At 50.8% G+C, this 6,217-nt stretch carries 3 protein-coding genes, 1 rRNA gene and 1 pseudogene (1 of these 5 only partly in view); all 5 read right to left on the bottom strand.

The genetic code is table 11. The features are described from left to right. Nucleotides 1-285 (bottom strand): 16S ribosomal RNA (locus CGZ75_RS16415) (it extends 1,270 nt beyond the left edge of the window). A gap of 296 nt (nt 286-581) precedes the next feature. Then, nucleotides 582-1,842: pseudogene (gene ltrA, locus CGZ75_RS16410) on the bottom strand (group II intron reverse transcriptase/maturase). Between the two features lie 156 nt (nt 1,843-1,998). Next, the gene (locus tag CGZ75_RS24670; protein WP_141136799.1) at nt 1,999-2,178 is read right to left on the bottom strand and encodes a hypothetical protein; all 180 of its coding nucleotides are present in this window, start codon (nt 2,176-2,178) and stop codon (nt 1,999-2,001) included. Nucleotides 2,179-2,436: 258 nt separating this feature from the next. Continuing rightward, nucleotides 2,437-3,495, bottom strand: coding sequence for an HD-GYP domain-containing protein (locus tag CGZ75_RS16400; RefSeq protein ID WP_089525341.1), 1,059 nt, complete (start codon nt 3,493-3,495; stop codon nt 2,437-2,439). A gap of 35 nt (nt 3,496-3,530) precedes the next feature. Further along, on the bottom strand, nt 3,531-6,035 hold the full coding sequence (gene gyrA / locus CGZ75_RS16395) for a DNA gyrase subunit A (protein WP_089525340.1): 2,505 nt from the start codon (nt 6,033-6,035) through the stop codon (nt 3,531-3,533). Between the last annotated feature and the right edge of the window lie 182 nt (nt 6,036-6,217).

Below are 6,217 nucleotides of genomic sequence, written 5' to 3'. Positions count from 1 at the left end.
CTTGGTGAGCCGTTACCTCACCAACTAGCTAATGCGCCGCAGGCCCATCCCCAAGTAACAGATTGCTCCGTCTTTCTCGATCTCTCCAGGTGGAGAAACCGTTTATCTGGTATTAGCATCCGTTTCCGAAGGTTATCCCAGTCTTGAGGGCAGGTTGCCTACGTGTTACTCACCCGTCCGCCGCTAACTGAATCGGAAGCAAGCTCCCTCATCAATCCGCTCGACTTGCATGTATTAGGCACGCCGCCAGCGTTCGTCCTGAGCCAGGATCAAACTCTCCATAAAGGTGTTTGACTTGCTCATTTATAACGTTGACTTGCTTCACTCGTTGTTCAGTTTTCAAAGAACAAATTCACTTGTTTTTCGCTTGTTTCCGTCGTGCCTCTCAGCGGCGACTTAGATAATATATCACGCCTGCCTATATAGATGCAAGTGTTTTTTAAAACTTTTCGATTTTATTTTTCTATACTAGAAACGAGCAGAATTACTTCTTATATAGAAGAAGAACATAATCGAGTAGGAGGGAGCGCCTAGCTCCCGTCCTCTCACACCACCGTACGTACCGTTCGGTATACGGCGGTTCATGAACGATTCCGCAATAGCTTGTATCGGTCCGTTAAGCTCCTCAGTCCAAGAGACGACCAGAATTGGTTACCTAGTGAACGATGCAGGATTGGACTGCATGCAATTCGCCAGTATTTCTTCCTCGAATTTCCCCATTCGTCGCTTTCTGTTTCGGAACTCCCATCGACATCAGTTTTCTAACCTTTGTCTTCGGTTGTTTCCATTGCTTCCAGACACACATGCGCAGCCTTCTTCTCGTCCATTCATCCAATTCTTGGAATACACTCTTCGTATCCACTAATGCGTAGTAGCCGCACCATCCGGTAAGATACCGATTCAGTTCTTTTACTCGTATCTCGATCGGGATCGGTTTGCTCCGGGAAGTCATCGCCTTGATCCTGGCTTTCACTCGTTGCAAGGAGGCTTTCGCCATCTTGATTCGTGGATTCTGCTTATCCCAGCTGAACGTGAACCCCAGAAACTTCCGTTTCCATGGGCGGTCTACCGCGCTTTTCTCTCGATTTACCTTCAGTCTCAGCTTTCCCTCGATAAATGCGGTGATGGATGCCATCACTCGATGACCTGCCTTCCACGTTTTCACGTAAATGTTACAATCATCCGCATATCTCACGAATCGAAGATTTCTCCCCTCCAGTTCCTGATCTAATTCGTCAAGGACGATATTCGATAGTAATGGACTCAGTGGACCTCCTTGCGGCGCTCCCTCCGTTGATGCTTGGACAAGACCTCCTTCCATCACTCCCGCTTGCAGATAGCTGCGAATGAGTTTCAGCACGGCTTTGTCCGTCACTCGTTCCGCCAGCTTTGCCATTAAGCGGTCATGATGGATTCGGTCGAAGAATTTCTCCATGTCAATGTCCACCACAACGCGATGGCCTTCTTGCATGTACATACGTGCTTTCCTCACCGCATCATGTCCTCGCCTTTGCGGGCGAAATCCGTAGCGTGTTCGGAAAACATGGGATCGAATAGAGGGGTTAATACTTGCGTAATTGCCTGTTGGATGAGGCGGTCTGTTACGGTTGGTATGCCTAAAAGCCTCGTTCCACCATTCGGTTTCGGGATTTCGACCCGACGGACTGGACTCGGTTCATAGGTTCCGTTTCGTATGCTTTCACCAATGGATGGCCCGTTTTGTACGATGTGTCTGCGTAAGTCTTTTACCGACATGCCATCTACGCCATGGCTTCCTTGATTCGTCTCGACCCTTGCCAGCGCCGACAGCATATTCTCTCGTGACAGCACGTCCTCGATCATCTTTTGATACACTCCCTTGCGTGAATGATTCGTTCTCTTTGTGCCGCTGATGAACTCCGCCCTTCCGGGTGCCCTTGCGTATTCACCGCTACTTTCCCCGGATAAGTCCTTTCGGATTGTCTGCTTTCATCATCCATCCTCGAACGCCAAGATTCCTCATCCCTCGTCCATGTTCAGCCCTTCCGCGGGCTGTTGCAACAGCCCGCGTACTATGGCCTCTGCTGACTTCTGTACGTTCAGCTTGCCCTCACGGGTAAGGTTGCGAAGTTTGCTTCGCCTTCCGCACAGATCTCCCCAGGTAAGAGCGCTATCTTCCTCTCCATCTATCTGCTTCATTTACTCTCATACGTCTTCGGCAGTAAGGACTTTGGTTTGTTATGCAACCTCATCCAACATACGTTAGCCTTATATGAAGTTCGTGTTCCTCAGACCGGAGATTTGCCGCCAGCTTCCTTCAGATTCCACCTCACGGTGAACACCCTTGCCTTAAGCTATGGCTACTACTGCCTTCACCATTCGGGACTTGAACCCTAGAGATAACGCCCATGCTGGGCGCACATAAGAAAAGCCTGGAGCAGCGCTCCAGGCTTAACATCAACGACTAAGAAGTTCATCTATATACAGCTGTCTCTCCATACTCAGATTCACAATGTCACCGGAAGTAGATACCCAGGGACGGATTGGCGCTGTACGATCCGTAAATACGATTTCGCCAAGGCGTCCGTCGCTTAGTCTAACTAGGCTGCCATTCTGGAACTGGGTTGCCTTTTCAATAAACTTACGCACATAACTAGGATCGAGCTTCCCGAAAGCTTCTTGCTCAATCTGTTCCAGCACAAGATAGGGCGACATAGCTGGACGATAAATCTTATCCAGTGTCATAGCATGGTAGATATCCGCTATTGCGACCAGCTTGGCATAACGATGAATATTATCAGAAGCTAGTCCCAGAGGATACCCGCTTCCGTCAACCCGCTCATGATGCTGCAAGGCCGCAAGCTTTACCCCTTCATTGAGTGCTGCTATTGGCTTGAGCATCTGGTAGCCGTTCAGTGTATGCCGCTTCATCTCTTCCATCTCGGAGGAGCTCAGTATTCCTGGCTTGGATACGATGCTGCGATCAAGACGGATATTGCCGATATCATGCAACAGTCCTGCCAGCGCAACCTGCATCCAATCCCTCTGCGGCAAACCGACCCACTGAGCTAACATGTAGCAAGTCAGTGCCGAGAGAACACTGCTGTGAAAATAGAATTCTTCCCTATCCACATTGCGTGGACGGAAAGCCATCACATGATAGTCCGGAATATGAGTAAGCAGCCTCTCTAAACTTGCTCTAATGTCCAGAAGGGGCAGCACATCGCCTCCGGCGAAAATGGAGTAGCCTTTGCGAAGTTGTACAACCATTGCTTCATATTCCGCATGCAATCCGCTTTGGGTAGCATCTTGGCTCATCTCCGGTTCTGGTGATGCTGCCAAAGGCTGCCCTCCCCGATCAATGTTCACCTGCTGGACAAGGAATGCCTGTAGAATGTCCTGTTCCCTAAGCGTAATGACACGACCTTTGTGAAACAGAACACTGCCAAGAGGAGTCAGCACATCCTGCGCCACTACATCACCTGGCTTAAGTTGCGCGCAATCTACTATTGCCATAGTAATTCCTCCTGACGCTTCGCAGTTGGCGACGTCTATTGCTCCTGATTATCTTGCAGATCCTCATTGGATTCGGATGGAGATTCTTGTCCTTCGGATTCTTCATCCTGGACTTCCTCACTACGAGCAACGCGAGTCACTGTAGCCACCGCACCCTCGTCGCGGATATTGATTAGGCGCACGCCTTGCGTATTGCGACCCATGGAAGAAATCGTGTCCATGTTCATACGAATCAGAGTTCCCGATTCCGTCATGATCATCAGATCCTCATCCTCTGCAACGATCTTCAAGCAGACGAGCGGTCCATTTTTCTCCGTGACATTGAGTGTCTTGATCCCTTTGCCACCACGAGATTGCGAACGGTATTCCTGTACAGGTGTCCTTTTGCCGTAACCTTTGGAGGTGACGATCAGAACTTCCTGTTCGGGATTCACGACGTCCATGTCGATCACTTTGTCGGATTCATCCAGCTGAATGCCCTTAACTCCTGTAGCCGAGCGGCCCATGGATCGAACATCGCTTTCCGGGAAGCGAATGGAAAGACCATTGGACGTACCTATAATGATCTCCTGCTTGCCGTCCGTCAGCTTGACGCTGATCAAATCGTCATCCTCGCGAAGATTAATCGCGATGAGTCCGACCTTACGGATATTGGAGTAATTATCAAGCGGCGTCTTTTTGACGATGCCTTGACGAGTGCCGAAGAACAGATAGCAATCCGGGTCAAATGCTTCTACTGGTATTACCGCGTTGACCGTCTCGCCCTGCTCGATTTGCAGCAAGTTGATAATCGGGGTTCCGCGAGCCGTACGGCTCAGATCTGGAATCTCGTATGCTTTGAGGCGATACACCTTACCCTTGTTCGTGAAGAACAGAAGGAAGTGATGGGTATTGGATACAAATAGATGCTCTACAAAATCATCCGTCTTCGTATCCATGCCTATAACACCCTTGCCACCGCGGCGCTGGCTGCGGTATGTCGTTACCGGCAGGCGCTTCACGTAACCAGAGTGAGTAATGGAGATGATGACGTCCTCGCGTGGAATAAGGTCCTCATCAAGAATCTCATCATCACCAATAGTCACTTCAGTGCGGCGCTCATCGCCAAACTTATCCGTTAACTCTGCGAGCTCCGTGCTGATAATATCAAGTACCAGTTGCTCATCACCCAAAATCGCTTTGTACTCCGCAATCCGAGCAAGCAGTTCGTTGTACTCAGCCTCAATCTTCTCGCGTTCCAAGCCAGTCAGGCGTTGGAGCCTCATGTCGAGAATTGCTTGTGCCTGCTCCACGCTCAGCGAGAAGCGGCTCATCAGTCCTTCGCGGGCGATATCCGCCGTTTGTGACGAACGAATAAGCGCGATGATCTCATCGATATGATCGAGCGCAATTCGCAAGCCTTCGAGAATGTGCGCGCGCGCCTGAGCTTTTTTGAGTTCAAACTCCGTACGGCGGCGAATAACCTCGATCTGATGCTGCAAGTAGTGGTAGAGCATATCACGCAGCGTTAGCGTGCGCGGCTCTCCATTGACCAGCGCCAGCATATTGATCCCGAAAGTAGACTGCATCTGCGTATGCTTGTACAAGTTGTTCAGCGTTACGCTCGGATTAATGTCGCGACGCAGTTCAATGACGACGCGCATGCCGTTGCGGTCAGACTCGTCCCGAAGGTCAGTGATGCCTTCAATCTTCTTCTCACGAACGAGCTCGGCGATCTTCTCGACCAGACGGGCCTTGTTCACCTGGTAAGGCAGCTCATAAACGACGATGCGGGCTTTGCCTGCGTTCTCCTCAATGGAAGCACGGGCACGCATCGTGACGGATCCGCGACCAGTCGTGTACGCCTGCCTAATGCCAGAATGACCCATGACGATACCCGCGGTCGGGAAGTCTGGCCCCTTCACATAATCCATCAGCTCGAGAGAAGTAATGTCCGGGTTGCTGATGAGCGCTTGAAGGCCATCCGTCACTTCTCTGAGATTGTGAGGAGGAATGTTTGTCGCCATACCGACAGCAATGCCGGATACGCCGTTGACCAGCAAGTTCGGGAATCGGGCTGGAAGTACAGATGGCTCATGCTCTTCGCCGTCATAGTTAGGAATGAAATTGACCGTATCTTTGTTGAGGTCACGCAGCAGTTCCATCGCAATCTTGGAAAGGCGAGCCTCTGTGTAACGCATAGCTGCTGCCATGTCGCCATCGATGGAACCGAAGTTACCATGTCCATCAACGAGCATGTAACGCATCGAGAAGTCCTGCGCCATCCGTACCATCGACTCGTATACGGCACTGTCACCATGCGGGTGATACTTACCGATAACTTCGCCGACGATCCGAGCCGATTTCTTGTAGGGCTTGTCCGGAGCCATACCGAGCTCCGACATGGCAAACAATATACGCCGGTGAACCGGCTTGAGTCCGTCGCGCACATCCGGCAGCGCGCGGCTGACAATGATGCTCATGGCATAATCCATGAACGATTCGCGCATTTCTGTACCGATATCACGGTCTTTAATCTGGGAACGTTGTTCTTCCGCCATACTTACCTCCTGTGCGGTCAAGCCTAGAAAACGGCATAACCTGTTGGGTAGCAATTCCCGCGCAGACGCTGGCCCCCTATCTTAACTGTGTTTCACAATGGGGGGCTCCTTAAACGTGGCGGGAGTAAAAATTGATGGGTGCCAAGCTCCATCCAGTAGGAGAAGCCATATGATAAGTGGAG

The sequence above is a fragment of the Paenibacillus herberti genome (assembly GCF_002233675.1).
GTDB lineage: Bacteria > Bacillota > Bacilli > Paenibacillales > Paenibacillaceae > Paenibacillus_O > Paenibacillus_O herberti.
The sequence above is the reverse complement of the archived record's forward strand: the minus strand, read 5'-3'. Positions and strand labels throughout refer to the sequence as shown.

Coding starts and splice junctions, on each gene's coding strand:
- CGZ75_RS24670 (WP_141136799.1), bottom strand. CDS start 2,178: ATGAAGCAGATAGATGGAGAGGAAGATAGCGCTCTTACCTGGGGAGAT.
- CGZ75_RS16400 (WP_089525341.1), bottom strand. CDS start 3,495: ATGGCAATAGTAGATTGCGCGCAACTTAAGCCAGGTGATGTAGTGGCG.
- gyrA (WP_089525340.1), bottom strand. CDS start 6,035: ATGGCGGAAGAACAACGTTCCCAGATTAAAGACCGTGATATCGGTACA.